Genomic DNA, 2758 nt, shown 5'->3' on the forward strand with positions numbered 1-2758 from the left:
ACCGAGCCCTTCCCGAACCTTGCGACCAGTGAACCATCCACCACTGACAGTGACGCCCCGACCGCCCACCGGGCCGCCTCGACCGTCACGGACAGTGAAGCACCTGCCACTGACAACCGGCCCCGCCTGCTGCTCGGCGTGCTGCTCGCCGCCCTGTTCATGGCGGCGCTCGACGTCTTCATCGTGAACGTCGCGGCACCCACCATCGGTTCCGAGCTGCACGCGTCGGGCGCCGACCTGCAGCTGGTGGTCGCCGGCTACACCATCACCTACTCCGTGCTGCTCATCACCGGTGCCCGGCTCGGCGACCGGCTGGGGCAGGGCCGGGTCCACCTGGCCGGGCTGGCCCTGTTCACCGCGGCCTCGCTCGCCTGCGGGCTGGCGCAGGACTCGACCGAGCTGATCGTGTTCCGGCTGGTGCAGGGCGCGGGCTCGGCCCTGATGATCCCCCAGGTGCTCAGCCTCATCCAGCGGACCTTCACCGGAGAGGCCCGGGCGCGGGCGCTCGGCGCGTACTCGGCGGTCCTGGCCATCGGTGCGGCGGCCGGCCAGGTGGCCGGCGGGGTGCTGGTCAGCGCCGACCTCTTCGGCACCGGCTGGCGGCCGGTGTTCCTGGTCAACGTCCCGGTCGGCGCCCTGCTGCTCGTGCTGGGCCGGCGGGTCCTGCCGCCCGGCGCTGCGGGCGGCCAGGGGCGGGCCCGGGCGCTCGACCTGCCCGGACTGGTGCTGCTGGGCTCCGCCGTGACACTGCTCACCGTGCCACTGGTGCTGGGCCAGGAGGAGGACTGGCCGCTGTGGTCCTGGCTGTCGCTGGCCGCGGCCGCGGTGCTGTTCGCCCTGTTCTGCGGCTACGAGTCCCGGCTGGCCCGGCGCGGCGGCGCCCCGCTCATCGCGCTCCGCGTGCTGCGGCACCCGGGCATCGGCCGGGCCGTCTTCCGGATCCTCGCCGTGATGTCGGTCAACGCCGGCTTCCTGTTCGCGCTGACCCTGCACGTCCAGGGCGGCCTCGGTTACAGCGCCCTGCGGGCCGGGCTGAGCTTCGTGCCGACCGCGGCCGCCTTCGGCGCCGTCAGCCTCACCTGGCGCAGGTGGCCGGGCGCCTGGCAGCGGGCCCTCGCGCCGGCCGGGTTCGCGCTCACCGCGGTCGGTGCCGCCGTCGTCGGGCTCGCCTTCCACGACGGCGGCGACGGGGGAGCGGTTCTGTACGCGGGGTACGCGGGCACGGGTGCCGGGCTGGCACTCGCCTTCAGCCCGACGCTCACCGGCGCGCTGGCGACCGTGTGGCCCGAGGACGCGGCGGACGCCGGCGGCCTGCTCGCGACGGTCGCGCAACTCGGCCAGCTGATCGGTGTCGCGGCCTTCGGCACACTGTTCCTGAACCGGCTTGAGTCCTTCGGCGTCCCGCACGCGTATACGTCCGCGGAGGCGTTCTCGGTAACCGCCTGGGCGCTGGCGGGAACGGCTGCGGTGGGGGCCGTGTCCGGACTGGTACTGAGGCGTCGCTGACCGTATTGGTCCGGCCGTGGCAGAATCAAACGGCCGGAAGGGGGCGCGGCCCGACGGGAGGAGTAGCGATGCCTGCGAGCATCCTTGAGGAGGTCGGCCACCTCCTCGGGGCGGCGTTGATACGGGACACGACCACCCGGTTGAGCTGCCCTTCCTGCGGTTCCGCGCACGTGGCCCAAGTTCTCGGCGACAACGGCGGAATCTCCTACGTGTGCACGGCCTGCGGCCACAGCTGGAGCTGATCGATGGGTGCACACAGGCGGAAGTGCGACTGGTGCGGGAGCGGTACGCCGATCGTCCGCGACATGGAGCCGATCAATCCCGACTACCAGTACTGGTGCGAGGAGTGCGCGCGGGCGCTGATCATAAAAGGCGACCCGATCGAGACGTACCGGGAGCTGGAGGGGGAGCCGATCTACGGCCGTCTTCTGGAGGAGCACTGCACGCTCAAGAGGTTCTACCAGTTCGTCACGGCCTGACGCGGACCGCGCCGTCGGTCCTCGGCAACGATGTCCGGGCCGGCACAAGGAAGAGCGCGCCGGCCGCCGCGTAGACGGCCGCGAGGGCCGACTGCGCGGCGCTCAGGTGCAGTTCGGGCCGGCCGGGGCCGTGCGGCACCCACCACGGGGCGTACGAGCAGAACACCAGCAGGGCGCCCACGGCCGGCGCCCGCCGCCCATGCGTCCACAGCAGCAGCACCAGCGGTACGCACCACACCCAGTGGTGCGACCACGACACGGGACTGACCAGCAGGGCGGTGACCGCGCACGCGCACACCGCCCAGGCCCGCCGGCCCCGCAACTCCGCCCGCACGGCCGACGCGAGCCCCAGGAGGGCCACCAGGACCGCGCAGACCACCCAGAGGCCTCCCGGGTCGTCCGTGTGCAGAAAGCGCGCCAGAACGCCGCGCAGGGCCTGGTTGGCGGTCTCCTCGGCGTATCCGGTCCGGTCCGCCCGGAACACCATGTCCGTCCAGAACCGCCAGGAGTCGTACGGCAGCACGGCCGCCCCCAGCAGCGTCGCCCCGGCGAACGTGACGGCCGTCCCGCGCGCGTGGCGCAGCCACGGCCCGCCGTGTCCGCCCCTCAGGCGGGCCGTGAGACCCGTGGCGAGCAGGAACACCCCGAACAGCGCGGGCGTCAGCTTGACCGCCGCGGCCAGCCCGAGGCCGGCCCCCGTCCAGCGGTCGTACCCGCCCGCGGGACGGCGGGTCAGGTCCCACAGCACCAGGACGGCCAGCAGCAGGTTGATC

The 2758-nt window shown here is 73.4% G+C and carries 4 protein-coding genes; 3 read left to right on the forward strand and 1 reads right to left on the reverse strand.

What is annotated here, in order from left to right; translation table 11 throughout:
• Nucleotides 1–141 precede the first annotated feature (141 nt).
• The 3 genes from IE312_RS23020 (at nucleotide 142) to IE312_RS23030 (ending at nucleotide 1985) form a co-directional block, all read left to right on the forward strand.
• Nucleotides 142–1506: an MFS transporter gene (locus tag IE312_RS23020; RefSeq protein ID WP_189984339.1), complete on the forward strand. Its 1365-nt coding sequence runs from the start codon at nucleotides 142–144 to the stop codon at nucleotides 1504–1506.
• Nucleotides 1507–1574: 68 nt separating this feature from the next.
• On the forward strand, nucleotides 1575–1748 hold the full coding sequence (locus IE312_RS23025; protein ID WP_014672673.1) for a hypothetical protein: 174 nt from the start codon (nucleotides 1575–1577) through the stop codon (nucleotides 1746–1748).
• A gap of 3 nt (nucleotides 1749–1751) precedes the next feature.
• Nucleotides 1752–1985 (forward strand): hypothetical protein, encoded by a 234-nt coding sequence (locus tag IE312_RS23030; protein WP_030653820.1) that lies wholly within the window; start codon nucleotides 1752–1754, stop codon nucleotides 1983–1985.
• Here IE312_RS23030 and IE312_RS41395 read toward each other — a convergent pair.
• A partial coding sequence (locus tag IE312_RS41395) for a glycosyltransferase 87 family protein (protein ID WP_229900311.1) occupies nucleotides 1975–2758 on the reverse strand: 784 nt, incomplete at its 5' end. The two genes, IE312_RS23030 and IE312_RS41395, sit on opposite strands and share 11 nt — an antisense overlap.

It is taken from the genome of Streptomyces capoamus, assembly GCF_014654935.1.
Taxonomy (GTDB): domain Bacteria; phylum Actinomycetota; class Actinomycetes; order Streptomycetales; family Streptomycetaceae; genus Streptomyces; species Streptomyces capoamus.